The sequence below is a fragment of the Micromonospora sp. NPDC005324 genome (assembly GCF_040607155.1).
Taxonomy (GTDB): domain Bacteria; phylum Actinomycetota; class Actinomycetes; order Mycobacteriales; family Micromonosporaceae; genus Micromonospora; species Micromonospora trifolii.
Window position 1 is genome coordinate 39692 of the sequence record NZ_JBEXGE010000041.1, and the last position, 22846, is coordinate 62537.

Genomic DNA, 22846 nt, shown 5'->3' on the forward strand with positions numbered 1-22846 from the left:
TGGTGGCTCGATGTTTCCCGAGAGTCAAGGGTCCCGGCCCGGCGGGCGATCTCCTCCAGCGGAGCCTCCGCGCCCTGCTCGGCGAAGGCGGCCCGGGCCGCCGCCAGGATCGCGTCGTAGTTGCGGGCGGCGTCGGCCCGGTGCGGACGGGCCACGCGCAGGTGGGTGAGGGCCGTCACGACTCCGACTCCCGCTTCCCGTCGCGGGATCGCCCTGGCGCTCATCCTCGGCTCGCAGCTGATGATGACGCTGGACACCTCTGTCATCACGACCGCGCTGCCGCACGTGCAGCGGCAGTTCGGCTTCTCCCAGTCCGGGCTCTCCTGGGTGCAGAACGCCTACGTCCTGGCGTTCGGCGGCCTGCTCCTGCTCGGCGCCCGAGCCGGCGACCTGCTCGGCCGCCGCCGCGTCTTCCTCGCCGGGATCACAGTGTTCACCGCGGCGTCCCTCGCCGCTGGCCTCGCCCAGAACGGCAGCTGGCTGATCACCGCCCGCGTCGTGCAGGGTCTCGCCGCCGCGCTCGCGGTGCCCTCCACGCTCGCGCTGCTGGTCGCCGACCACCCCCAACCGGGGGCCCGTGCCAGGGTGATCGCCCTCTACAGCGCGGTCATCGGCGCCGGCGGCAGCGTCGGCATCGTCATCGGCGGCGTCTTCACCGACCTGCTCTCCTGGCGCTGGGGAATGCTCGTCAACGTGCCGATCGGCATCGCCATCGCGCTGCTCGCACCACGGTTCCTGGCCGAGACCGAACGCCGCGCCGGCACGTTCGACCTCGGCGGGGCACTGACCTCCACCGCCGGCATGACCGCCCTGGTGTACGGCTTCATCCAGGCCGCCGCGGCCGGCTGGAACGCACCGGGCACCGTCGTCTCGTTGGGCCTCGGCGCCGTCCTCCTGAGCGCCTTCGTGCTGATCGAACACCGGGCACCGCAGCCCATCACCCCGCTGCGACTCTTCCGCAGCCTGGAGCGCTCCGGGGCGTACGCCGGGCGGATCCTGATCGTCGGCGCCACCTTCTCCACCTTCTACTTCCTCAGCCAGTACCTACAGGAGGTGCTGCACCTCAGCGCCCTACAGACCGGCTTCGCGTACGTGCCCATCACCGGCATGTTCTTCGCCATGGTGTACGCCATCCGGCCCCTGCAGAACCGGCTCGAACGTCCCATCCTGCTGGTGGCGTCCCTCGTCCTCGCGCTCGTCGGCATTGCGTGGCTGTCGCGCATCTCGACCGGCTCCAGCTACTTCCCGGACGTGCTGCTGCCCCTGCTGGTGATCGGAATCGGCCAGGGCATCGCCATCATCCTGATGACCCAGGGCGGCGTCGCCGGAGTCGAACCGCAGGACGCCGGCGCCGCGTCCGGCCTCGTCAACGTCGCCCATCAACTCGGCGGCTCACTCGGCATCGCGATCCTCACCATCGCGTACACAGGGGCCAGCTCCACCACCGACCCGACGGCGGGCTTCCACGCGGCTTTCACCGGCGCGGACGTCTTCTTCCTGATCGCCCTGGCCCTGGCCGTCGTCGTAGCCGTCGCGGGCCGCCGCGCCAACCGGCTGGCCGCCCTCCCGGTCACCTGACCGCCCGCGGCGCCTGGGCCGCGGCGCGGGCTGCCGGGCCCCTGGCTGCGGGGCCCCGGCTCGCAGGGCCCTGGGCTGCACGGCCCTGGGCTGTGGGGCGCTGGGGTGTGGAGCGCTGGGGCGGTGGGGCGCTGGGGTGTGGGGCTGGGCTGTGGCGCCCTGCCTTTGGAGCTGATGCCGCAAACGAATCAGACCGAATGCCTGCCGCTTCCGCCTCCCGGCTACAAACCCGCAGTCCGCAGCGCCGCCCCGTCGGTGATGTCGCAAACGATTCAGCTCCAAAGGAGCCGACCAACACTCCCGCACCCCGCGACGCCGCGGCGGATCGGAGGTCACGGCGACGGGCCCCGTTGATCCAGCGACGCCGCGACCGCCGGGGGGTGAGCGAGGCGTCCCTCCGTACCCGTGGTCGTAGCGGCACCGACCGCGGCGCTCGTCGGTCAGCTCGCCGGCCCGGCCTCGCGGCGGCCGGGATCCCGAGGGTGGTACTCGGGGCGGAGTTTCGCGCTCGCGAACGCCGCCTTCACCGCCGCCGAGAGCGCGGCGATGTCGTACGCGCCGTGGTGTCGCCGGCCGTTGATGAAGAAGGTCGGGGTGCCGGTGACGCCGCTGAGGTCGGCGGAGTCGACGTCCTCGGCGATCCGGTCGACGCCCATCCGCTTCACCATGTGCTCCCGGAACCCGTCCAGGTCCAGGCCGAGCTGTTCGGCGTAGCCGAGCACCTGGACGGGGTCGAGAGCGTCCTGGTGGGCGAGCAGCAGGTCGTGCATCTCCCAGAACGCGCCCTGCTCCCCCGCCGCCTCGGCCGCCTCGGCGGCGAGTTGGGCATGCGGGTGGACGTCGGTGAGCGGCAGGTGCCGCCAGACGTACCGGATGTTGGCGAAGTCCGCCAACAGCTCCCGGACCACCGGCTCGGCCTGCCCGCAGTAGGGGCACTCGAAGTCGCCGTACTCCACCACCGTCACCGGCGCATCCAGCGACCCGCGCATGTGGTCGCGATGGGCGTCGACCGGCAGCATCAGGTCGACGATGCCCTCGGTGACGCCCAGCAGCGCGCGGGTCCGCCGCGCCGGCGAGAGCCGTCCGACGGAGCGGAACACCAGCCAGGTGACGACTGACGCGCCGAGCGTCGCCACGAGGATGCCGAACTTCGCCTCGTCCAGCGCCGGGCCGCTCAGGGCGTGGGTGGCGATCAGGAGCGCGACGGTGAACCCGATGCCGGAGATCGCGCCGACCCCCGCGACGGCAACCCAACCGACGGGTGGCCGGAACCGGTTGCCGCTGAGCCGGGTCACCAACCACGCGGTGGCCACGATCCCGGCCGGCTTCCCGACGACGTACGCGACAACGACCCCCAGCGTGACCGGGGAGGCCACGGCCCTGGCCAGCAGGTCACCGTCGATCACGATGCCGGCGTTGGCCAGTGCGAAGAGCGGCACCACCACGTAGCTCGCCAACGGGTGGTAGAGCGTCTGCAGCCGCTCGTTCGGCGACAGCGCCGAGGTGAGCCCGGCCCGGGCCATCCGGGCGAGTTGCGGCGTGGGCTGTTCCCGGAAGAGGCGGAACTGGTCGCTGGCCCGCTCCAGGTCGCCTCGGCCGGGAGCGTAGGCGTAGGTCAGCAACCCCATCACCAGGCCCACCGCGACCGGGTCGACACCGGACATCGAGACGGCGAGCCAGGCCGCCACCCCGAGCAGCGCGTAGATCGGGCCGAACCGCACCCCGCAGCCCCGGACGAGCAGGACGACGCCGAAGATCGCCGCCGCGACGATCAGCGCCGTCAGCGAGGGGTGGTGCGGGTACGCGATGGCCAGCACCGCGATCGCCACCACATCGTCGACGACGGCGACGGTCAGCAGGAAACCCCGCAGCCGTTCCGAGAAGCGTGGCCCGAAGACAGCAAGCGCGCCGAGCGCGAGCGCCGTGTCGGTGGCCATCACGGCACCCCAGCCCGCCGCTGTGGTGTGCCCGGCGTTGATGGCGAGGTAGATCGCGACCGGCACGAGCATGCCGCCGACCCCGGCCAGCATCGGCAACGCCAGGCGACGCCGTTCACGCAGCTCACCGATGTCGAACTCGCGGCGCAACTCCAGCCCTGCGACCAGGAAGAAGAACGTCATCAGGCCGCTGTTGACCCAGGTGCGCACGTCGTGCGCCACCTGCCAGTCGCCGAGCCGGATTGATAAGGGGGTGCTCCAGACCGACTCGTACGACGAAGCGCCGAGGTTCGCCCAGACGAGAGCCGCCACCGCGGCGATCAGCACCACCCGCGCGCCACCGGTCTCGGTACGCAGGAACGAGCGCAGCGGGGCGTTGAACCGCCTGTCCCAGACGGTCCGGCTGGTCCAGCCCCGGGGCGCGTTGTCGCTCGTCACGGGAACAATCTTCGTCGACCTGACCGTCACGTGGTTCGGATTGCTACTCCTCCTCGGTGAAGACGGCCGCGCGGCGCTGGCGAATCGTCGGGAGGACGGCGACGACGAGCGCGATGACGGCAAGGGCCAGGAGCGCCGCCGAGATCGGTCGGGTCAGGAAGACCGACGGGTCGCCGCGGGAAATGATGAGCGCGCGGCGCAGGTTCTCCTCCAGCAGCGGGCCGAGGACGAAGCCGAGCAGCAGGGGCGCCGGCTCGCACCCGCACTTGATCAGGATGTAGCCCAGGATCCCGAAGAACGCGATCGCGTAGACGTCGTACGCGTTGGAGTTCAGTGAGTAGGTGCCGATCGCGGCGAACAGGATGATCATCGGGAAGAGCACCTGGTACGGGATGCGCAGCATGCGCACCCAGAGGCCGATGAGCGGCAGGTTCAGCAGCAACAGGAGCACGTTGCCGATCCACATCGACGCGATCAGGCCCCAGAACAGCGCCGGCTCGTCGTTGATGACGTTCGGGCCCGGGGTGATGCCGTGCACGATGAACGCACCGATCATCAGTGCCATCACCGGGTGGGCGGGCAGGCCCAGGGTGAGCAGCGGAATGAACGACGTCTGCGCTGCGGCGTTGTTCGCCGACTCGGGGCCGGCGACACCCTCGATCGCGCCCCGCCCGAACTCCTGCGGCCGCTTCGAGATGCGCTTCTCGACGGCGTACGAGGTGAACGAGGCCAGCACGTGGCCGCCGCCGGGCAGCACACCGAGCGCGGCGCCGAGACCGGTGCCCCGCAGGATCGGGGCGACGATCCGACGCCGGTCCTCACGGGTCGGCCAGAGGTTGGTCACCTTGCTGACGATCGCCGTACGGGTCTGCTCGTTCTCCAGGTTGCGCAGGATCTCGGCCACCCCGAACAGGCCCACGGCGACCGACACGAAGTCGATGCCGCCGTACAGCTCACGCTGCTCGAACACGAAGCGGGGCGTTCCGGTGTAGATGTCCTGGCCGACAGTGCCGAGCAGCACGCCGAGTGCGATCATCGCCAGTGCCTTGAGGGCGGTGCCCCGTGCCAGCGCGATCGACACGATCAGGCCGAACAGCACGAGCGAGAAGTAGTCGGCCGGGCCGAACTTCAACGCGACGCTGGCCAGTGGCGGGGCGGCGGCGGCCAGCACGACAGTGGCCACCGTACCCGCGACGAAGGACCCGATCGCCGCGGCCGCCAGGGCCGGCCCGGCTCGGCCCTGGCGGGCCATCTCGTGCCCGTCCAGCGCGGTGACCGCCGCGGACGACTCACCGGGCAGGTTGATCAAAATGGCGGTCGTCGAGCCGCCGTACTGTGCCCCGTAGTAGATGCCGGCCAGCATGATCAGAGCCGTGACCGGCTCGAAGCTGAACGTGATCGGCAGCAGCATCGCCACAGTCGCCGTCGGCCCGATGCCGGGCAGCACGCCGACGGCGGTCCCGAGCAGCACTCCCACGAAGCAGTAGAGGACGTTCTGGACCAGCAGGGCCGTCGAGAAGCCCAGCGCGAGGTTGTCGAGGAGTTCCATGCCTCAATCCGGTTGCCGCGTCAGAACCCCAGCCAGGGGCCCCACAGCGGGATCCGCAGCTGAAGTCCGACGACGAAGATGAGCGTGCTGGCCACTGTCAGCCCGGAGGCCACTGCCACCGCCGTGAGCAGCCTTACGCGGGCGCTGGCCAGTGTGGTGAGCAGTGCGGTCACCGCCGTCGTCGGTACGAAACCGAGTCGCCGGATGGTGAACCCGAAGAACACGATCGCGAGCACGATGACGGCGACCGCTCGCCACGGGATCGGCCCGAACGAGACCACCTCACCGGCGACGAGGCCCTTGCCGGCGATCGCCAGGCCCAGGGCGACCACTGCCGCGCCGACCAGCAGCGGGAAGGCGCCCGGGCCCATCCGGGTCGGGGTGCCCAGCTCGTAGCCGAGCGCCCCCACCACGAATGCGCCACCGATCAGGACGAAGATCCCCCCGGCGAGGACGTCCGGGAACGACCGACGGCGCTCCACCTCAGGAGACCTTGACCCCGGAGTCGGCAATGATCTTCGCCCAGGTGCCGAGCTGCTCGTCGAGCTTCGCCCGGTGCGCGTCCGGAGTCGCGTCCTGGGCCGAAACCGGCGCGGTGCCCAGCTTGGCCATCTGGTCGATGACTCCCTGGTCGGCCAGTGCCACCTTCAACGCCTCGGACAGCTTCTGCACGATCTCCGGCGGGGTGTCGGCCGGCACGTAGAGACCGTGCCACACGCTGACCTTCAGTTGCGGCAGCCCGGCCTCGGTGGTGGTGGGCAGGTCGGGAAGGCTCTTCACCCGCTCGGGCGTGGTGACCGCGTACGCCTTCACCTTTCCCGCGGCGATCTGGCCGCTGGTGTTTGTCGTCTGGTCGCACATGAAGTCGACCTGGCCGCCGACGAGGTCGGTCAGCGCGGGACCGGTGCCCTGGTACGGGACCTCCTGGAGCTTCACACCGGTGGTGCTCTGGAACAGCAGACCGCACAGGTGCGACGCGGCGCCGATGCCGGCGTTGGCGAGCGTGACCTTGTTGGCGTTCGCCTTCACGTGGGTCACGAGGTCCTGGAGGGTCGCGGGCGCGAAGTCCTTACGGGCGACGATCGTCATCGGCACCTCGGTGACGAGCCCGACCGTCTCGAAGTCCTCCAGGGGCTTGTAGCCCAGGCTCTTGTAGAGGGCGGGCGCCGTCGACATGCCGATGTGGTGCATGAGCACCGTGTAACCGTCCGGCTTGGCCCGCGCGACGTCGCCGGCGCCGACAGTGCCGCCGGCACCCTCGACATTCTGGACGACGATCTTGCCACCGAGCTTCGCGGCCATCGGCTCGGCGATCATCCGGGTGACGGTGTCCGTCGGGCCGCCCGCGCTGAACGGCACGACGATCGTGATGTTCTCGTCCGGGTAACTCTCGGCGTCGCCGCCACCGCTGGCACCCCCGTTGCCGGAACAGGCGGCGGCGAGCGAGACGACACCGATCGCGGCGATCATCCGCGCGGTGGCCCGGTATCTGCTGGTCGTTCGCATACGGCGACCTCCCCATCAACGCATGGACATCTCTCAGCACGTCAGTGGCCCCCAGTCTGGGCTGGTCGGGGCCCGGATGGTGTCAGAAAAATCCCAAGAACCCGGGCCGGCACGAGCACCGGTCCGGCCCGTACAATTCGCCGGTATGCGGATAACCGTCATCGAGGATGACGACCGCGTGGCGCGGGGTCTGGTGACCGTCCTGACCCAGGCGGGCTTCGAGGTTCACCGCGTCGCCACCGCCGCGGAGGCCGAGCGCGCCGCGCCGTCCGACGTGGTCCTCGTCGACCTGGGTCTCCCCGACGGCGACGGGCTCGACGTGATCCGCAAGTTGCGCGACCACCCGCAGACCGCCGTCATCGCAGTGACAGCGCGATCCGAGGAGCACGAGCGGGTCCGTGGCCTGCGCGCCGGCGCCGACGACTACATCGTCAAGCCGTTCGGCGTCCCCGAGTTGCTCGCCCGGATCGACGCCGTCCTGCGGCGCACCCGGGCCGCTCGTGCCCTCGGCCAGACCGACGAGCCGCTCGTCCTCGGCCCGATGCGGATCGGCGTCGGCACCCGCGAGGTCACCGTCGACGGCGGGCTCGTGCCGTTGACCCGCAAGGAGTTCGAGCTGCTCCTGCTCCTGGCCCGGCGAGCGCCCAACGTGGTCAGCCGCGACGTCATCCTCGACCAGATCTGGGGCGCGTCCTGGGAGTCGTCGAGCCGCACACTGGACACCCACATCGCGGCGCTGCGGCACAAGCTGGGGCCGGACGTGGTCATCCGGACCGTCCACGGCGTCGGCTATCGGCTGCTGGCCGACCAGCCGGAGCTGATCGGCTGACAGGCCGTGCACCGCCGGCTGCTCGTCGTCCTGGTCCCCCTCGCGGTGCTGCTCGTCGCAGCGCTCGGGGTGCCGCTCAGCATCACAGTGGCCGAACGGGAGATGCAGGAGACGTACGTCAACCGGCTCAACGACGTCGGCCGGTTCGCCTCGCTGGCCGAAACCGCGCTGTCGACCGGCCGCACCGAGGCGTTACAGCAGGAGCTGACGCGGTACCACGAGCTCTACGGAATCCCGGTCGCGCTGATCGACACGTCGGGCGCTGTGCTGCTCGGCCCGGCCGACGCGTACCGGACGGCGGCGCGCGCCGAGGCGACGTTGCCCCGGATCGTGACCGCGGCACTTGCCGGCGCGCGCTCCGAACCGTCCTGGGAGTGGGCGCCGTGGGACGACTCCGCACTCGTCGTGGCGGAACCGGTCGGCCGGGACAGTGAGGTCGTCGGCGCCGTCGTGACCATCTCCGACCTGTCCCGGACGCGCGAGCTCATCCTCGTACGCTGGGCCCGGCTGGCCGGGCTCGGGCTGTTGCCGTTGCTCGCGCTGACGGCCGTCGCCTGGCCGGTGTCGGCGTGGGTCCTACGGCCGGTGCGGAAACTCGATGCGGCGACCTCGCGGATCTCCGAGGGTGACCTGACCATCCGCGCCGACGCCGAGGCCGGCCCCATCGAGCTGCGGCGGCTGGCGCTGTCGTTCAACACCATGATGGACGCCGTCGAGAACGCCGCCCAGCGGCAGCGCGCTTTCGTCTCCGACGCGTCACACCAGTTGCGCAACCCGCTGACCAGCCTGAGGCTCGCGGTGGAGAGCCTCGCACCACACCTGCGGCCCGAGGGCGACGGGCAGCAGGTGTACGACGTCGCCGTCGACGAGCTGAAGGCGATGCAGCGGATGCTGAACTCGCTCCAGGCCAGCGCACGGATGGAGAGCCTGCGGACGGCGTCGCCGGTGGACCTCGACGAGGTGCTGGCCACCCGGGTGGACCGGTGGCGGGCCCTGACTGCCACGGCCGGGCAGACCCTGGCAGTCGAGGTACCGCCGGGGTTTCGGTTGCTGGAGCCACCGGGCGGCCTGGGCAGCATCCTGGACGAGCTGATCAGCAACGCGTTACGGCTGTCCGGCGCGCAGGCCGTGGAGGTGGCTGCGCGGGTTGTCTCCGCTGGTGCGGCGGTCGCTATCGCCGTCCGGGACGACGGCCAGGGCATCGACGTGCCCGAACGGGCCCAGGCGTTGCAACGGTTCTGGCGCTCACCTCGGCACCAGAACGTTCCCGGGACCGGCCTGGGTCTGGCGATCTGCGCCGACCTCATCGGGGCGGCCGGCGGTGAGCTGCGGCTGGAGGAGGGCCTGCCGCGTCCGGACGGCTCCGGGCACGGGCTCGCCGCGGTGGTGGTGTTGCCGGTCGCGCCCGCGTCGACGCCGGTCTGACAACCGCCGGGTCAGCGTTTGCGGTCGCGGAACCAGGCCGCCGCACCCGGGTGGAGCGGGACCGACGCGGTGGAGATTCCGGTACGCACGTTGATCTGCCACGCCTCCGGAAGGGCCTCGGCGTCGTCGCGGCCAGCGGAGGTGATCGACCCGGTGTGCCGGAAGACCGTGTCGGTGATGGCGTAGACCAGATCGTCAGGCAGGTCGTCGCGCGCGAGCAGCACGTTCGGTACGGCGACGGTCCGGGTGGCCGGGACCCCGGCGTAGGCAGCCGCGTGGATCATCGCCGGGGCGTAGGGACCCGGGTACGCCGTGAAGAGCCCGTCCGCCTGCGCGTCCAACGGAATCAACCGGATCGGGTGCCGCTGCGCCAACTCGGTGATCGCGGGCGTCGGGACGCCGGTCAGGGAGAACATCGCGTCGATCGTGCCGTCGCGCAGCGCCCCCGCCGACCCGGCCTGGCTGAGGTTCCAGCCGTCGGCTTTGAGCGGGCCGAGCTTCAAGACCCGCAACGACGTGAACTCCGTGCCGGAGTCGTGGGCACCGAGGGATACGCGTTTGCCCGCAAGGTCCCGAAACTCGCCGATCGCCGAACCGGCCATGACCACGAGATGCAGATGGCTGTCGTAGAGCCGGCAGATCGCCGACAGCCCCCCGGGCGCGCTGCCGTCGCTGGTGATCAGCGCGTCCAGGCTGGTCAGCCCCAGGTGCACCTCGCCAGCCCGCAGCATCCGGATGTTGTCGGTGGACGCCCCGCTCGGCACGGTGGTCACCGTGACACCCGGCACCTGCTCGGAGATGTGCTCGGCCAACGCCCCACCGATCCGCCGGTAGACCGCCCCCGCCGGCCCGGTAGCCAGTCGCAGGTGGACCGGGTCCGCCTCATGCTGCCGCGAACAACCGACGAGCAGCCCACTGCCGGCCAGCAACACCGCCCGCCGACTGAACCGCGCCATGCCGAAATGATACGGACGGATGCTCGCGGCCCATTGCGTCGATCTTGCACTTTCGGTCGTCGATGCGCGGTGCTATGCGTCATTTGCGGCGACAGTAAGTGCAAGATCGCGGCCTGAATTGGTCGATCATGGAGTTGTGGTGCCCGGTCTAGCACCGTAACGGGCGCTTTGTCGCCCACCACAACTCCATGATCGGCGAGGCGGCGCGGGTTGACAGACCGCCTGCTCCGCCTAGCGTGACGTTCTTGGCATTCACACTGGGGGGCATGCACGCAGCGCCACCGATTGGTAGCGTGCCGGTGATGTCGCCGGTTGCCGTCGGCAGTGGTCCCCTGGGGAGGGTCGACGTGTGGGCGGACGACGCTGCGCTCGACGCGGCGGAGCGCCGGCTCGACGAGTGGGAATCATCGCTCGCCGAGCGGGCAGAACGAGCGAAGACCCTGCCGGCGACGATGCGGGATCTGACCGGCACCGCCCGCAACCCCGATCGGACTGTCGAGGTCACCGTCGACTCGGCCGGCCTGCTGATCGACCTCCGGCTCGACGAGCGCATCCGGCAACAACCCGCCTCGCACACCGCTCGGCAGATCCTGGAGACCACCACTGCCGCGCGCGCCGACCTGCTCCGACAGGTCAGCGACGCAGCCACGGAGTCGTTGGGCGACGACGTGAGCGCCCAGGCCATCATCGACTCGTACCGCAGCCGGCTTCTTCCCGACCCGGATCCAAACGATGCCCGCCGGTGACGGCATCCAGGTCGACCCGGACGACCTGACCGCCCACGCCGCGCGCCTCGAGCGCTGTGCCAGCAGCCTCGAGACCGCCCAGCAGGCAGGCCAGCGCGTCCGGTTGGGTGCCGACGCCTACGGGCAGCTCTGCGCGATGATGCCGGTGCTGCTCGACGGCCTCCAGCGGACCCTGGTCGAGGGCATCGGCGCCGCCGCCGCATCGGTACGGGACACCGCCGGCAAGCTGCGGGTCGGAGCGGACCGGTACCGAGAGTCCGACGCCCACGCCAAGCAGCTGCTCGACGGGGTGCGGCGGCACAGGTGACGGCCAACCCGCTCGTCGCCGCCGCTGCGGACACCCCACCCAGCGCCTGGGCGGGCGTGTGGATCTGCGAGGACATCGAACTCATCGCCCAGGGCGTCCGCACCGGCAGTTGGATCGACGGCAGCCTCGGCGTCGTGAGCGCGAGCCTGGACGCCCTCGCCTTAGTCTCCGACCCGGTCGGCGCCCTGCTCCAGTACGGGATCGCCTGGCTCATTGAACACGTCAAGCCGCTCAGTGAGGCGCTGGACTGGCTCGCCGGAGACCCGGCGCAGATCACCGCACACGCGCAGACCTGGCGCAACGTCGCCGGGTCGCTCCGCGACGACGCCGCCGAACTGGCTCGCGCCGTCCGCACGGACGTCGCCGGCTGGGGCGGCAGCGCCGGCCCCGCCTACCGGGCCTGGGCCGCCGAACAGCAACAGTCCATCACCGGCCTCGCCCAGGGCGCCGACACCATGGCCGCGATCACCGAGGGCGCCGCCGGCCTGGTGGCCGCCGTCCGGCTCCTGGTCCGCGACGCCATCGCGGCCTGCGTGTCCCGCATCATCGTGTACGCGGGCGAACTCCTCATCACCGGCGGACTGGCCGCACCGCTGGTCGTGGAGCAGGTCACGACGCTGGTGGCGTCGTGGGGGGCGCGGATCGCGCGGTTGTTGCGAGGACTGCTGGCCAGCCTGCGGCGGCTCATTCCGGAGATGCGCCGGCTCGGCGACCTCATCGAGAAACTCAAGCAGGCGCTGGGGCGACTCCTGAAAGGTGAGTCGCCACCGAGCCGGAACACGCCAGAGCCTGAGCCGCCTCGCGAGACCCCAGGTCATGCGATGACGGAGCAGCAACGAGTCCACGATCTTGGCATGGATCCGGCCACCGGGAGGTTTCGTCCGGGCGAGGCGGAGACGGCGGTCCGTTTGGAGCAGGAATTGGGCGTAAGGCTGCAGCGCGCTCCGGCAGACTCCTCTGCCGACTGGGTCGACGAGGCCGGACGGACCTACGATGCGGTGGGGAACTTTCCGGCCCAGTTCTTTGACCGTCAGTGGCCGCAACTGCAGTATCAGATTGAGCGACATTTAGACAAAGCAGACCTGGTGCCGGTGGACGTCGCGCAGTTCAACCCGGAACAGGTGGCCCGTATCGAGCAGTTCCTTACGGACCGGAGCCTCGGTCCGCGAGTATTTATCGTGGGGAAATAATGGCTAGCCTCATCGTGCTGAAACCCGGCGTTGACTGGACCGCAACCGGAGGGCTGTTCGACTGGACGCTCGAGTTCCTGATCTCCCGCCTCTCAGACCGGCAGACCGCCAACCACCTGCAGGAGATCGTCGACAACAACCTCGGCTCGTTTTGGATCGACGAGTTGTCCGACGCAGCACAGCAGGAGATCGTCAGCCACTGGCGCAACGGACTGGTGATGGCGGGCGAGCAACATCTGCCGGAGACCGAGCACAAGATCGACGCCATCCAGCATCTTCAGGAGCTGGTGAACGCGACCTACTCAGCCGGGTTCCCGGAATCGAGTGACCCGGGTAGTCAATGATGTCGCGCTGGTGGGGCTACCAACTCTAAAGAGTCGCCGTAAATCGAGCATCCCTCAATGTTCTGCACGTCAACGGCGTAGGCGGCGGGAGCAGGCGCCGTCGTGGCCGTCGCGAAGCAGGCAACGCCGGCCGGCTGGCATTCGCAGGTCACAGAAGACCCGGTGCCGGACGAGCTGATGGTCCTCTTCGGAGACGGTGCTCTCCCCCGGGTCGGTCATCAGCAGCACCAGCATCCACCGGCCGATGACCCGGGCCAGGCGTTGCGCGGCGGGCAGATCAGTGGCGACCACAGGTAGGTGGATGACGTACCGCTGGCTCATCGGGCCTGACCCCGCTCGTTGCGGGCGCGGGCCTGGTCGGTCTGCCAGCGACGCAGCCCGGCCTTGATCCGGGCGGTCTCGCGGCGGCTCTCGGCGAGGGCGGCGTAGACGGCGGCCATGTCGACGGCGACCCGGTCGAGAAAGGCGTACACGTCGTCGGGGTTCAGACCGCGACGCCCGAACCCGACCGGCGGGAAGCGGCGCTCACGCACCTGCCACGGCAACAGACTGGTGTACGCGGCGGAGCGGTAGGTCGCGCCACCGCCCTCCGTGGATGGTCGCTGGTTACGAGCGGTCATGTCCGTCCGCCTTCCTGGTCGATTGCCCTGCCCGGCCCGGCCGCGTGCTGTGACCAGCCTGCGACAGTCCGCAGCGGAAACGCAACGTTCAATACCGCAATTTCCCTGTTGTGCATTGACTTTCTTTGCTGAAACCCGTACGAGTTGCAGGAGCAGGTCACGCAGTGTTGCGTGACGGAACCAGGGAGTGTGCGGATGCCCGAAGACATCGGATCGACCGTGCCGCGCCGGCAACTCGGCCGGCTGCTGCGGCAGTTCCGCAACGAGGCCGGAGTGACACTCGACGCCGCCGCCGAAGCCCTCGAATACAGCCGACAGAAGATCTGGCGCCTCGAATGCGGCCAGGGCTCGGTGCGGGTCCTCGACGTCAAGGCAATGTGCGAGCTGTACGGGGTGTCGCCCGAGATGACCGAGGCGATGCGCGGGCTGGCCGTGGAGACGAAGTCGAAGGGCTGGTGGCACGCGTACGGCGATGCGGTGCCGAACTGGTTCGAGCTGTACGTGGGCCTGGAATCCGCCGCCTCCCGCCTCCGTCGTTACGACGAGTCGCTCATCCCGGGGATTCTTCAGACCAAGGAGTACGCTCACGCGCTCTATCGCCTTGGCGGGATGCTGAGCGAGGAAGATCGCGAGCGGGCGGTTGAGGTCCGACTCCAACGGCAGGCGTTGCTCTTCCGGCGACTGCCGACTGCTCCCAGGCTGGAGTCCGTGCTGTCTGAGGCGGTCCTCCGCCGTGGCGTCGGCGGGCCGATGGTCATGACCGCGCAGCTCGACCACTTGACCAAGCTGTCCGAGCTGCCGAACGTCAGCGTTAGGGTGTTGCCACTGGCGGCCGGACCGCAGCCCGGCGCAGTTGCGGGGTCGTTTGTGATCCTCGACTTTCCGCAAACCAAGGGCGGTCGCGCCGCTCCGGAACCGTCGGTGGTCTACAGCGAATCGTTGACCGGGGCGCTCTACCTCGACAAGCCCGACGAGTTGGCGGCCTACGAGCGCGTCTGGAGAGGGCTGGATGGTCTGACCCTCGGCGAGGCAGAATCGAAGGACATGATCAAGAGGATCGCTGGGGAGATGCGGCATGACTGACCTGACCGGCGCCGTCTGGCGCAAGAGCACCCGCAGCGGCGACAACGGCGGCGACTGCGTCGAGGTCGCCACGAAACTCACCGAGGTTGTCGCCGTCCGCGACTCGAAGGACTCCACGGGACCGGTGCTCACCTTCACCGCCCGGGCCTGGACCGACTTCATCGCGGCTGCCAAACATGGAGGACGTGTCAGCTGAGGTCCGCTTCGCGTCGGCACGAGGACAGCGGCCCGACCCATGCGGTCGGCGCAGCGTCATCCACATCGACCGTACGCCAATTGCGCGTCCGGGAGTTGCACGTCGATGACTGACGTCAAACAAGCCCGCCTTATTGACAGCGGTCAACAATTGTCCGACCAACGACAGGGTCCATTTGAGCCGGATAGCTGACAGGACCATTCTTCGACGACCGCGCTAATCTGCCTTCGGCGGTTCTTCTGAAACACGCGACTACCCCGAAGGAGAATGTCATGTTCATCGTGGCGACGCAGGATCCGAATACCCGAGGCCAATCTGCAGGGCCCGATTCGGGAGCGGCTGCCTGGGGTGCCCTCCTGCCCATCGACGCCGGGCTCACGCAGGCCGAGGCGGATCGACAGTTGGCCACCTACCTGGCCGGGGTGCAGGCGGGCGAGCCGCTGTGCATTCGCGCGCACGGCAACGACGAGGAGATCGGTGACGCCGAGGCCGGCGCCAAGGACTGGGGCTGGACCTACAAGAAGCTGGCCAGGATGCTGGCCACTCACCTGACCGCCACTCCGAGCGTCGTTCTGATCCGGTCGTGCGCGGAAGAGGTGACCAACTTCCCTACTCAGATGGCGGTCCGCCTGGAGTCGAACTGGCCGGGCGCGAACCACCTCGACGGGGTCGTCATCTACGGCTACAACACGTCTGTCAACATCAGCACACCGATCCCCTCGCCGCAGCAGCTGACCAAGAATGTCCAGGTCCAGCCGGTTATCGTCTCGTTGTGACCGGCGAGTGTCCCTAGCCATTCAATCCGTACGGCGATTTCTTTCAGCGCTTCGATATTTCCGCATCGAGTTGGCGCATTCGCACGAGATGAACACTCCAGATTCTTCGAACAGTCCGAGTTCCGGTCTCGTGCGGTGCGTCGATAGTCGCAGCTGCTCTCGTGTCACGTCACCGGCTTCCATCCACACCCAGCAGCTTCCTCGCCCGTGCCGGCAGCTGCACTGCATCGACCGGAACCTTGTCCACATGGACGTCGGCGGTTGGCGGCAGGTTCGGCTGCGGGCCGGGGGGAAGTGCGAAACCGGACCGCAGCCACACCTCGAACACGGGGGCAACAACAGCGAGGTCGACTTTGCCGAGACCGCCCAGGTCGGCCCAGAACACCGGGCCTACGCCACCGTCGCACCTGAGCCGGAATCCCCGATCGCCTTCTTGGCCGATCATGAGGTAGGTCGGCGACGACGTCGTCGGCGACCGACGCCAACCACCGCTGGTAGGCGGCATCAGCCCGGGAAACAAGCTGCTCGACCATCTCCACCGCGGCCTCCTAACCCAGCCCTCGTCCACTGTTTCAGGGCCAGTCAGGGGGCCGAACCATGCCGGCTCGTCGAGACGGTCCACGAGGCGGCAACGGACGACCACCTGAGCTGATCGACCGGTTGGTCTCGGCAGCCCAATCCGTGCGGGTAGGGTCCAGTCACGGTCGACGGAAGGCAGATCAACCATGGCGATTCCCCAGCTGACGGCAGCCGACGGCACGACCCTGCCGGCGATCGGGCTCGGCACGTACCGGCTGAACGGCTCGGCGGGTGTCGACGCGATCGGTCAGGCGATCCGGGCGGGCTACCGGTTGATCGACTCGGCGGTGAACTACGAGAACGAGGGCGCGGTCGGCCGGGCCGCCCGTTCGGCCGGAGACGTGCGGGACGAGGTGATCGTCACCTCGAAGCTGCCGGGGCGGCACCACCGCTACGACGAGGCGCTGACCACCATCGAGGAGAGTGTGTTCCGCACCGGTCTCGACCGGGTCGACCTGTACCTGATCCACTGGCCGAACCCGAAGGTAGACCTGTACGTGCAGGCGTGGCGGGCGCTGATCGAGGCGCGTGAGCGCGGGCTGGTTCGGCACATCGGGCTCTCCAACTTCCTGCCCGAGCACATCGAGCGGCTGGTGGCCGAGACCGGGGTCGCCCCGGTGGTCAACCAGATCGAGGTGCACCCGTACTTTCCGCAGCAGGAGGCGCTCGACTACCACCGGGAGCACGGCATCCTGGTGCAGGGTTGGAGCCCGCTCGGCCGTGGCAACGACCTGCAGGAGCACCCCGTGGTCGTGGAGATCGCGACCGCGCACGGCGTCAGCCCGGCGCAGACGATCCTCGCCTGGCACATGGCCCGTCAGGTGATTCCGCTGCCCAAGGCCGCCTCCCCGCAGCGGCAGGCCGAAAACCTTGACGTCTTCGGCATCAAGCTCACCGACGCGCAGGTCGAGGCAATCACCGCGCTGGGCCGCCCGGACGGGCGGCTCGCGGACCAGGACCCGGCGGTGTACGAGGAGTTCTGACGGGCCCGGCCCGCTGACGCACTCCGATCCGAGCGTGCGGGCGCCGGACGTTCGGTGGTTGGCCGATCGGCGCCGGGTGCTCCGGTGCCGTTCCTCGACGGTGATCGCGGCGGTTACCCGGGCCTGGCCCTGCGGCAGCTCGGCCCCGCAGCACGAGGACCGCGCCTTCGACGCGTTGCTCGACCGGCCGCCCACCGTCAGCGGCGACGTGGTGATGCTCGTCGGTGAGTACGGCCTGCCTGGAAGCCGCGAGGCGATGCTCGCGTATCTCGGGCGCGTGCCGTGATCGGCCGGCACCGTTTAACCGGGACCCAGCGGTGTGCGAGGAGTTCTGACCGAGCCGACGTGCGGACGCCGTGACGAGCGTGATGACTGTCCGGCATCGATATGCCTGTGAGTCATCATGCTCATCCGCACATCCGCCGCCGATCGCGACCACGAGCCGCGTCACCCGGGCCGACGGCGGCCCGGGTGACGCGGTGTCGCTTAGACGAGCCCGCCGAGGGCCGGGTCGCTGATGCTGTCATTGCCGTTCTCGACATGACCCGAGCAGCGGTACGCGAAGTCGGCGTCACCGGCGACGTGGACCGTCAGGTCGTACCAGCCGTGGGTGCGGGCGAGCGCCCACGTGGCGCGCTCGGCCTCACCAGGGCGCAGCGACAGCTTGGCCGGTCGGGCGTTGTACCCGTCCCGGACGGTCACCTCGACCCGCTTCGACCCGCGGTTGGTGAGCGTGAGGGCCAGCTTGTAGCCGTGCTCGTCGTAGGCGGGGGTGACGTCGAGGTCGGATCGACCGTCGGTGAACCGGCGGAAGAACCCGTTCGGCCCGTGCACGGACAGGTCGTACCCGGAGGTGACCGGCCAGGTGTCGGTCAGGTGCTTGCCCGGCTCGACCGTGTAGCTGCGCGGGGCGTCCGCGCTGCCGGCCTGGCGGACCTGGAAGACCGCAGCGACCCCGCCGGAGTTGCGGAAGTCGATCCGGAACGACTCGTCGCCGCGGTGCCCGTCGGCGTGCAGGGTGTACGGGATCGGCCGCGCCGGGCGTACGCCGTGCTCCTGCTTCGGCAGCCGCTGGTCCGCCGGCGGCACCGGCACCTCGTCGGGGTGTCGAACCAGTTCCTCGGGCTTGAAGTCGTCGGTGTCGGGCAACCTGACGTCACGCGAACGGTTCGGGTGCCGGAAGTCGAAGGCCGTGGTCAGGTCGCCGACGACGGCCCGCCGCCATGGGGTGATGTTCTTCTCGATCAGGTCCGGCCGGCCGTGCCCGAACCGCGCCTCCAGGAACTTGATCAGTGAGGTGTGGTCGAAGACCTGCGAGTTCACGTAGCCGCCGCGGGTCCACGGCGAGACGATGACCATCGGCACGCGGATGCCGAGGCCGTACGGCCCGGCCGGGTGGTCGGCGTCGCCGGGGAAGATCTCGTTGGTGGTCGGCACCGTCGACTGCCCGTGCTCACGGGTCTGCGGGGGCGTCGGCGGGACCACGTGGTCGAAGAAGCCGCCCTCCTCGTCGTAGGTGATGAAGAGCGCCATCTTGCTCCACACCTGGGGGTTCGACGCGAGGATGTCGATGACCTGGGAGATGTACCAGGAGCCGTACGCCGGCTCCCAGTTCGGGTGCTCGGTGTACGCCTCGGGCGCGGTGATCCAGGAGACCTCCGGCAGGCGTCCCGCCTCGACGTCGGCGCGAAAGTCGGCCAGCAGCGCCTCCGGGTCGCGGCCCTGGGTCCTGACCTCCGTGCCGGTCTTGGCCCTGTCGGCCAGCGGCGTTCCGGGCTGCGCGTTCTGGTACTGGTGGAAGTAGAGCAGCGAGTTGTCGCCGTAGTTGCCGATGTACGGGTCGTTCGTCCAGCCCCAGGAGCCGGCGGCGTTGAGGCCGGTGCCGACGTCCTGGTAGATCTTCCAGGAGATGCCGTTGCGCTCCAGCCGCTCCGGGTACGTAGACCAGTCGTAGCCGGCCTCGGCGTTGGTGATGACCGGGCCGCCGCCCTTGCCGTCGTTGCCGACCCAGCCGCTCCACATGTGGTAACGGTTCGGGTCGGTCGGGCCCATCAGCGAACAGTGGTAGCTGTCGCAGACGGTGAACGCGTCGGCGAGCGCGTAGTGGTACGGCAGGTCCTGGCGGGTGTGGTAGGTCATCGCCGTGACGCCCTTGTTCGGCACCCACTTGTCGAAGCGGCCGTCGTTCCAGGCGGCGTGCCCGTCGTTCCAACCGTGCGGCGGGTCCGGCAGGAAGGTCTGGCCGAGATCCTTCACTTCGGGGCGGAAGGGCAGCAGCTCGTCGGTTCCGTTGGGCTGGTGCCACACGTCCTTGCCGGACGGCAGCGTCGCCGGATGGGGGTCACCGAAGCCGCGTACGCCGCGCAGAGTGCCGAAGTAGTGGTCGAAGGAGCGGTTCTCCTGCATCAGGATGATGACGTGCTCGACGTCCTTGATCGTCCCGGTCCGGTTGTTAGCCGGGATGGCGAGCGCCTTGGTGAGGTCCAACGGGAGCGCCGCGCCGATCGCGGGAACTCCCATCGCCTTGAGGAACGTACGGCGATCCACAGTGCCCATAACTCCGCCTTTGTGCGACCTGGTCGGGTAACTGGCGACCGGACGCTACCGACGACGGGTTGACGGCAGATGACAGTAGTTCGTTGGTTTTGCGACCATTCGTCGACCGGCTCTGGGCCCTTGATGAGCACCGGTCACGCCGCTGTGGCGTCGACCCGGGTGAGCCGTCGATGCCCACTCGGGCTCATGCCGTGCACGCGTTTGAAGGCCGCGCTGAAGCCGAACGCGTCCGCGTACCCGAGGTGGCGCGCCACGGCGGCGACCGTCGCTGTCGATTCGGCCAGCATGTCGGCGGCCACTGTCATGCGCCAGTCGGTCAGGTAGGTGAGCGGTGGTTCGCCCACCAGCGCGGTGAACCGTTTGGCCAGTGTCGACCGGGAGACCCCGGCCTGCGCGGCCAGGCTGGCCAGGGTCCACGGACGGCCCGGCGCGTCGTGCATGGCGCGCAGCACCGGGCCGACAGTGTCGTCGCTCAACGCGCGGTACCAGCCGGGTGCCTCGGCCTCCGGCTGGTCGAACCAGTCCCGCACCGTGCACACCAACAACCAGTCCAGGAGGCGGTCCAGCACGACCTGGCGTCCGGGCCGACCCGCGTCGAGCTGGGCGTCCAGGTAGTCGCGCAGCGCGGCGCAGTCCTGGTCTTCCGGCACGACGAGCACCGGCGGCAGCGCGCCCAGCAGCCGCTGCGGCACCCGACCCCGGACGTGGTACACCCCGACCAACAGCACGAGGCGCTCGGTGTGGTCCGCGCCGACCGGGTCGACCACCCCGGTCTGGCCACGCCGGACGTCCCGCAGTTCCCCAGGCTCGAAGCTCGACCGGGGCTCGGCGGAGAAGACGAACGGCGCCGGCCCGCGCACGGTGGCCGCCTCACCGACCCGGACCAGGCGAGGCTTGTCGCTCTCGGGGTGGGAGATCCAGCCCTCGCCCCGCATCGGGACACAGAGTGTCAGCGGGGCGCCGTCGGTGAACCGCAGCGCCCACGGCGGCGTCAGCACCGACCGGCCGAAGGCCGCGCCGTCGGCGTGCAAACCGCGCAGCAGATTGTCGAACGGGTCCATGTCACCGACGATAGATCGCGGAGGATGGACCGCGGACGATCGGACATGCCTGGGGTACGACAGGACATGTCCCGCCCTCGGCCGGGCGCGTTGACTCGTGGTCATGACGACTGACGCACCTTCGATACTCGTGATGGCCGGGACCGGCAAGACCGGTCGCCGGCTGGTACGGACGCTGCGGGCGACGGGCCAGCACGTCCGGGCCGCCTCTCGCTCCGGTGAGGTGCGGTTCGACTGGTCGCGGCGGGACACCTGGCGGCCGGCCCTGGCGGGCGCCTCTGCGGTCTACCTGCTCGCTCCGGAGGACCCGGCGCTGGCCACCGACTTCGTGACCCAGGCGGTCGACTCGGGTGTCGGCCGGTTCGTGGCGCTCTCCGGCCGGGGGGTCGACCGGGTCGGTGACTTCTCCCCCGGCATGCTCTCCGCTGAGGAGGCGGTGCGGGAATCCGGCATCGAGTGGACGATCATCCGGCCGAACAACTTCAGTCAGAACTTCAGCGAGGACCTGTGGCGCCAACCACTGCTCGACGGTCGGCTGGCCCTGCCGATGGGTGCCACGCCGGAGCCGTTCGTCGACGCCCAGGACGTCGCCGACGTGGCCGCGACGCTGTTGACGTCGCCCGGTCACCACGAACAGGTGTACGACCTGTCCGGTCCGCGTGCGCTCACCTTCGCCGCGGCGGTGGCGACGATCGCCCGGGTGACCGGCCGTTCGATCCGCTACGTGGAGCTCACCCCGGAGCAGTACCACGCCGAACTGCTCGCCGAGGGTTATCCGGCGGAGACGGCCACGGCGCTGAACGCTCTCTTCGCCGGAATGCGGGCGGGTCATCTCGCCGAGCCGACCGACGGGGTACGGCGGGTTCTCGGACGGGACCCGCTCGACTTCGACAGCTACGCCGCCCAGGCTGCGGCGGCTGGCGCCTGGTCGTAGTCCACCCGCCGGGCGGCATGAGAGCGGCGTAACAGGTGATCTGCCCGCATACCGTGAGCACCCCGACGTACCGTGAGATCGTGTCGACGAGAGAGATACTCACCAAGGCCGACCTCGCCGAACGTCGCCGCTCGGCGCTCGGAACTGCCGATCCGCTCGGTGTCGCCGCCGACCTCGCGGAGGCCGTCGAGCAGGGCCGGCTGGAGGACCCGGACGACGCCGGGGACGCGCTGACGCTGGCCGCCGAGATCGCCGAGATCCGGGCCCGGCCCGAGGCCGCGCTGCGCTACGCGGAGCAGGCCCTGGAGGCGTACCCGTCCGGCGATGACCCTCGGGCCGGGTTCGCCCGGGCGTTGCGGGCCCGCGCGCTGTTCCGGGCCGGTGGGCGCGACGACGAGGCGATGGCGGAGTTGACGGCGTTGCGCCCGTTGCTGCTCGTGCAGCCCGACGCGCCCGCCTACGTCAGTGCCGCGCTGGACGCCGGCGGGCGTTCGGCGACCGCCGAGACGTGGCTGAGCGAGGCTGTCGACACTCTGCTCAACGAGCGCGCGACCGCCGCGTCCGGGCCGGCCAGCACCGCTGTCGACCCGGTGGTCGATCTCGGCCCGCCGGACGCGCCCGGTGTCGCCTTCTTCCTGTTGCAACAACGGCATCGGGTACGCCGGAATCTGAACCTGCCGCACGACCGGCAGGACGACCTGGCGGACCGGTTGGAGACCCAGCTCGTGCGTCGGGCCGGTGAGCGTCGGGACGCCGAGTCCGATCTGCTCTTCTGGCCGCGGGCCGAGTTCGATCGCCTGCTCGCCGAGCATCCCACCCTCACCGAGGTGTACGGGCCGGACTGGGACGCGCACCGGGGTCGGTTGGAGACGGAGTTGGTTCGGCTGCGGGGTGCCGGCCAGGCCGGGTTGGGCGTGTTCGGCGCGACAGTGGCCGGGTTGACCGCGTTCGCCGGTCGACGTGACGGCGATCCGGCCGACGTGGCGGTCCGGGCCGGCTACGCGGCCGAGGTGTCGGCGCGGCCCAGCGCACGGATCGCCTGGCCGCCGGAGCGCAACGACGCCTGCTGGTGTGGTTCGGGCCTCAAGTACAAGAAGGACTGCCTGCCGCGCTCCCGGAGCTGACCGCGGCGGCTGTCGCGCTGCGGCGGCCGACCTGACCCGGAGTAGCGCGCCGCATCGGGTGCGACGACTGCTCGATCGGCTGACCGGGGTGATCCTGGTCGGCCTCGGCGTACGCGCAGCGGCGACCTG

24 protein-coding genes and 1 pseudogene are annotated in these 22846 nt (G+C 69.9%); 14 read left to right on the forward strand and 11 right to left on the reverse strand.

What is annotated here, in order from left to right; genetic code table 11:
* Nucleotides 1–32: 32 nt before the first annotated feature.
* Nucleotides 33–224: pseudogene (locus ABZS40_RS30520) on the reverse strand (hypothetical protein); the annotation flags it as partial.
* Between ABZS40_RS30520 and ABZS40_RS30525 the strand changes: the two are divergent.
* Nucleotides 166–1578 carry an MFS transporter gene (locus ABZS40_RS30525; protein ID WP_354947253.1) on the forward strand — a complete coding sequence of 471 codons (1413 nt, stop codon included), beginning with the start codon at nt 166–168 and terminating at the stop codon, nt 1576–1578. The pseudogene ABZS40_RS30520 and the gene ABZS40_RS30525 sit on opposite strands and share 59 nt — an antisense overlap.
* Before the next feature lie 440 nt (nt 1579–2018).
* On the opposite strand, the gene ABZS40_RS30530 is transcribed toward ABZS40_RS30525, so the two are convergent.
* Genes ABZS40_RS30530 through ABZS40_RS30545 form a run of 4 tightly spaced genes read right to left on the reverse strand, consistent with a single transcriptional unit; the run spans nt 2019 to nt 7008 of the window.
* The gene (locus tag ABZS40_RS30530) at nt 2019–3953 is read right to left on the reverse strand and encodes a Na+/H+ antiporter NhaA (RefSeq protein ID WP_354947255.1); all 1935 of its coding nucleotides are present in this window, start codon (nt 3951–3953) and stop codon (nt 2019–2021) included.
* Nucleotides 3954–3996: 43 nt separating this feature from the next.
* A complete protein-coding gene (locus tag ABZS40_RS30535) occupies nt 3997–5502 on the reverse strand; it encodes a tripartite tricarboxylate transporter permease (protein WP_354947257.1) in 1506 nt (501 codons plus the stop codon).
* 20 nt (nt 5503–5522) lie between these two features.
* Nucleotides 5523–5984, reverse strand: a complete 462-nt coding sequence (locus ABZS40_RS30540) for a tripartite tricarboxylate transporter TctB family protein (protein WP_354947259.1) — start codon at nt 5982–5984, stop codon at nt 5523–5525.
* 1 nt (nt 5985) lies between these two features.
* Nucleotides 5986–7008, reverse strand: a complete 1023-nt coding sequence (locus ABZS40_RS30545; RefSeq protein ID WP_354947260.1) for a tripartite tricarboxylate transporter substrate-binding protein — start codon at nt 7006–7008, stop codon at nt 5986–5988.
* A gap of 145 nt (nt 7009–7153) precedes the next feature.
* Here ABZS40_RS30545 and ABZS40_RS30550 point away from each other — a divergent pair, with 145 nt between their 5' ends.
* Together ABZS40_RS30550 and ABZS40_RS30555 are read left to right on the forward strand one after the other, a co-directional pair.
* Nucleotides 7154–7837, forward strand: a complete 684-nt coding sequence (locus tag ABZS40_RS30550) for a response regulator transcription factor (RefSeq protein ID WP_354947262.1) — start codon at nt 7154–7156, stop codon at nt 7835–7837.
* A gap of 6 nt (nt 7838–7843) precedes the next feature.
* The gene (locus ABZS40_RS30555; RefSeq protein WP_354947265.1) at nt 7844–9262 is read left to right on the forward strand and encodes a HAMP domain-containing sensor histidine kinase; all 1419 of its coding nucleotides are present in this window, start codon (nt 7844–7846) and stop codon (nt 9260–9262) included.
* An 11-nt stretch (nt 9263–9273) separates the two neighbouring features.
* Here ABZS40_RS30555 and ABZS40_RS30560 read toward each other — a convergent pair whose 3' ends face one another.
* Nucleotides 9274–10218: a TAXI family TRAP transporter solute-binding subunit gene (locus ABZS40_RS30560; RefSeq protein WP_354947267.1), complete on the reverse strand. Its 945-nt coding sequence runs from the start codon at nt 10216–10218 to the stop codon at nt 9274–9276.
* Between the two features lie 302 nt (nt 10219–10520).
* On the opposite strand from ABZS40_RS30560, the gene ABZS40_RS30565 reads away from it, so the two are divergent.
* From ABZS40_RS30565 to ABZS40_RS30580, 4 genes are read left to right on the forward strand one after another with little or no spacing between them, the layout of a single operon-like run.
* Complete coding sequence (locus ABZS40_RS30565; RefSeq protein ID WP_354947269.1) at nt 10521–10964, forward strand: YbaB/EbfC family DNA-binding protein; 444 nt, start codon at nt 10521–10523, stop codon at nt 10962–10964.
* Nucleotides 10951–11271: a type VII secretion target gene (locus ABZS40_RS30570; protein WP_354947271.1), complete on the forward strand. Its 321-nt coding sequence runs from the start codon at nt 10951–10953 to the stop codon at nt 11269–11271. Before ABZS40_RS30565 ends, ABZS40_RS30570 begins: the two co-directional genes overlap by 14 nt.
* A complete protein-coding gene (locus ABZS40_RS30575) occupies nt 11268–12461 on the forward strand; it encodes a WXG100 family type VII secretion target (RefSeq protein ID WP_354947273.1) in 1194 nt (397 codons plus the stop codon). The genes ABZS40_RS30570 and ABZS40_RS30575 overlap by 4 nt, the downstream gene beginning before the upstream one ends.
* Complete coding sequence (locus ABZS40_RS30580; protein ID WP_354947275.1) at nt 12461–12805, forward strand: hypothetical protein; 345 nt, start codon at nt 12461–12463, stop codon at nt 12803–12805. The genes ABZS40_RS30575 and ABZS40_RS30580 overlap by 1 nt, the downstream gene beginning before the upstream one ends.
* A gap of 69 nt (nt 12806–12874) precedes the next feature.
* On the opposite strand, the gene ABZS40_RS30585 is transcribed toward ABZS40_RS30580, so the two are convergent.
* On the reverse strand, nt 12875–13126 hold the full coding sequence (locus ABZS40_RS30585) for a hypothetical protein (protein ID WP_354947277.1): 252 nt from the start codon (nt 13124–13126) through the stop codon (nt 12875–12877).
* On the reverse strand, nt 13123–13425 hold the full coding sequence (locus tag ABZS40_RS30590) for a DivIVA domain-containing protein (RefSeq protein WP_354947279.1): 303 nt from the start codon (nt 13423–13425) through the stop codon (nt 13123–13125). The genes ABZS40_RS30585 and ABZS40_RS30590 overlap by 4 nt, the downstream gene beginning before the upstream one ends.
* A gap of 195 nt (nt 13426–13620) precedes the next feature.
* On the opposite strand from ABZS40_RS30590, the gene ABZS40_RS30595 reads away from it, so the two are divergent.
* The 3 genes from ABZS40_RS30595 to ABZS40_RS30605 all read left to right on the forward strand — a co-directional run bounded on the left by ABZS40_RS30595 (nt 13621) and on the right by ABZS40_RS30605 (nt 15480).
* Entirely contained in the window at nt 13621–14508 is an 888-nt protein-coding gene (locus ABZS40_RS30595) for a helix-turn-helix transcriptional regulator (RefSeq protein ID WP_354947308.1), read from the forward strand.
* A complete protein-coding gene (locus ABZS40_RS30600; RefSeq protein ID WP_354947280.1) occupies nt 14501–14704 on the forward strand; it encodes a DUF397 domain-containing protein in 204 nt (67 codons plus the stop codon). The genes ABZS40_RS30595 and ABZS40_RS30600 overlap by 8 nt, the downstream gene beginning before the upstream one ends.
* Before the next feature lie 272 nt (nt 14705–14976).
* Complete coding sequence (locus tag ABZS40_RS30605) at nt 14977–15480, forward strand: hypothetical protein (protein ID WP_238676915.1); 504 nt, start codon at nt 14977–14979, stop codon at nt 15478–15480.
* A 169-nt stretch (nt 15481–15649) separates the two neighbouring features.
* Here ABZS40_RS30605 and ABZS40_RS30610 read toward each other — a convergent pair whose 3' ends face one another.
* Complete coding sequence (locus tag ABZS40_RS30610) at nt 15650–15865, reverse strand: hypothetical protein (RefSeq protein ID WP_354947282.1); 216 nt, start codon at nt 15863–15865, stop codon at nt 15650–15652.
* A 340-nt stretch (nt 15866–16205) separates the two neighbouring features.
* Here ABZS40_RS30610 and ABZS40_RS30615 point away from each other — a divergent pair, with 340 nt between their 5' ends.
* Together ABZS40_RS30615 and ABZS40_RS30620 are read left to right on the forward strand one after the other, a co-directional pair.
* Entirely contained in the window at nt 16206–17042 is an 837-nt protein-coding gene (locus ABZS40_RS30615; protein WP_354947284.1) for an aldo/keto reductase, read from the forward strand.
* A gap of 34 nt (nt 17043–17076) precedes the next feature.
* Complete coding sequence (locus tag ABZS40_RS30620) at nt 17077–17328, forward strand: hypothetical protein (protein WP_354947286.1); 252 nt, start codon at nt 17077–17079, stop codon at nt 17326–17328.
* A gap of 200 nt (nt 17329–17528) precedes the next feature.
* Here ABZS40_RS30620 and ABZS40_RS30625 read toward each other — a convergent pair whose 3' ends face one another.
* Together ABZS40_RS30625 and ABZS40_RS30630 are read right to left on the reverse strand one after the other, a co-directional pair.
* Nucleotides 17529–19598, reverse strand: a complete 2070-nt coding sequence (locus ABZS40_RS30625) for a phosphocholine-specific phospholipase C (RefSeq protein WP_354947287.1) — start codon at nt 19596–19598, stop codon at nt 17529–17531.
* A 134-nt stretch (nt 19599–19732) separates the two neighbouring features.
* On the reverse strand, nt 19733–20659 hold the full coding sequence (locus ABZS40_RS30630; RefSeq protein ID WP_354947289.1) for an AraC family transcriptional regulator: 927 nt from the start codon (nt 20657–20659) through the stop codon (nt 19733–19735).
* 103 nt (nt 20660–20762) lie between these two features.
* Between ABZS40_RS30630 and ABZS40_RS30635 the strand changes: the two genes are divergently transcribed.
* Together ABZS40_RS30635 and ABZS40_RS30640 are read left to right on the forward strand one after the other, a co-directional pair.
* Nucleotides 20763–21593: an NAD(P)H-binding protein gene (locus tag ABZS40_RS30635; RefSeq protein ID WP_354947291.1), complete on the forward strand. Its 831-nt coding sequence runs from the start codon at nt 20763–20765 to the stop codon at nt 21591–21593.
* An 80-nt stretch (nt 21594–21673) separates the two neighbouring features.
* Nucleotides 21674–22717 (forward strand): SEC-C domain-containing protein, encoded by a 1044-nt coding sequence (locus ABZS40_RS30640; protein WP_354947293.1) that lies wholly within the window; start codon nt 21674–21676, stop codon nt 22715–22717.
* Nucleotides 22718–22846 lie beyond the last annotated feature (129 nt).

What these genes read in the sequence shown, in the direction of transcription:
- ABZS40_RS30535 (WP_354947257.1), bottom strand. Translation starts at nt 5,502, where the DNA reads ATGGAACTCCTCGACAACCTCGCGCTGGGCTTCTCGACGGCCCTGCTG.
- ABZS40_RS30545 (WP_354947260.1), bottom strand. Translation starts at nt 7,008, where the DNA reads ATGCGAACGACCAGCAGATACCGGGCCACCGCGCGGATGATCGCCGCG.
- ABZS40_RS30550 (WP_354947262.1), top strand. Translation starts at nt 7,154, where the DNA reads ATGCGGATAACCGTCATCGAGGATGACGACCGCGTGGCGCGGGGTCTG.
- ABZS40_RS30560 (WP_354947267.1), bottom strand. Translation starts at nt 10,218, where the DNA reads ATGGCGCGGTTCAGTCGGCGGGCGGTGTTGCTGGCCGGCAGTGGGCTG.
- ABZS40_RS30565 (WP_354947269.1), top strand. Translation starts at nt 10,521, where the DNA reads ATGTCGCCGGTTGCCGTCGGCAGTGGTCCCCTGGGGAGGGTCGACGTG.
- ABZS40_RS30570 (WP_354947271.1), top strand. Translation starts at nt 10,951, where the DNA reads ATGCCCGCCGGTGACGGCATCCAGGTCGACCCGGACGACCTGACCGCC.
- ABZS40_RS30580 (WP_354947275.1), top strand. Translation starts at nt 12,461, where the DNA reads ATGGCTAGCCTCATCGTGCTGAAACCCGGCGTTGACTGGACCGCAACC.
- ABZS40_RS30585 (WP_354947277.1), bottom strand. Translation starts at nt 13,126, where the DNA reads ATGAGCCAGCGGTACGTCATCCACCTACCTGTGGTCGCCACTGATCTG.
- ABZS40_RS30590 (WP_354947279.1), bottom strand. Translation starts at nt 13,425, where the DNA reads ATGACCGCTCGTAACCAGCGACCATCCACGGAGGGCGGTGGCGCGACC.
- ABZS40_RS30595 (WP_354947308.1), top strand. Translation starts at nt 13,621, where the DNA reads ATGCCCGAAGACATCGGATCGACCGTGCCGCGCCGGCAACTCGGCCGG.
- ABZS40_RS30600 (WP_354947280.1), top strand. Translation starts at nt 14,501, where the DNA reads ATGACTGACCTGACCGGCGCCGTCTGGCGCAAGAGCACCCGCAGCGGC.
- ABZS40_RS30605 (WP_238676915.1), top strand. Translation starts at nt 14,977, where the DNA reads ATGTTCATCGTGGCGACGCAGGATCCGAATACCCGAGGCCAATCTGCA.
- ABZS40_RS30615 (WP_354947284.1), top strand. Translation starts at nt 16,206, where the DNA reads ATGGCGATTCCCCAGCTGACGGCAGCCGACGGCACGACCCTGCCGGCG.
- ABZS40_RS30625 (WP_354947287.1), bottom strand. Translation starts at nt 19,598, where the DNA reads ATGGGCACTGTGGATCGCCGTACGTTCCTCAAGGCGATGGGAGTTCCC.
- ABZS40_RS30630 (WP_354947289.1), bottom strand. Translation starts at nt 20,659, where the DNA reads ATGGACCCGTTCGACAATCTGCTGCGCGGTTTGCACGCCGACGGCGCG.
- ABZS40_RS30635 (WP_354947291.1), top strand. Translation starts at nt 20,763, where the DNA reads ATGACGACTGACGCACCTTCGATACTCGTGATGGCCGGGACCGGCAAG.